The sequence below is a fragment of the Nocardia rhamnosiphila NBRC 108938 genome, from assembly GCF_000720425.1.
GTDB lineage: Bacteria > Actinomycetota > Actinomycetes > Mycobacteriales > Mycobacteriaceae > Nocardia > Nocardia rhamnosiphila.
Window position 1 is genome coordinate 1 of the sequence record NZ_JOAJ01000075.1, and the last position, 273, is coordinate 273.

General features: G+C 73.3%; 1 protein-coding gene. It reads right to left on the reverse strand.

What is annotated here, in order from left to right; all coding sequences use genetic code 11:
- On the reverse strand, positions 1 to 258 hold a 258-nt coding region (locus IG75_RS0135790), incomplete at its 3' end, for a MarR family winged helix-turn-helix transcriptional regulator (protein ID WP_030525782.1).
- Positions 259 to 273: the final 15 nt, after the last annotated feature.

Consider the following 273-nt stretch of genomic DNA (forward strand, 5'->3'; position numbering starts at 1 on the left):
GATCAACCGCTCGAACGCGTGGACGCCCGCCTGGCGCCGCGTCCGGACATAGGAGGCGCCGGCCTCGGTCAGGCACACGAGCGTGACCCGCTTGTCGGATGCGTCACCCCGCCGCTCGACCAGGCCGGACTCCTCCATCACCCGGACCAGGGCGGTCATCGCGGGCTGGGTGATGCCCTCGACCGCGGCCAGATCGGTGATGCGCCGCGGGCCGGTCCGGTCCAGGGTGGCCAGGGTGGCGGCGGACGTCAAGCTCATGTCCCGAGGCAGGCG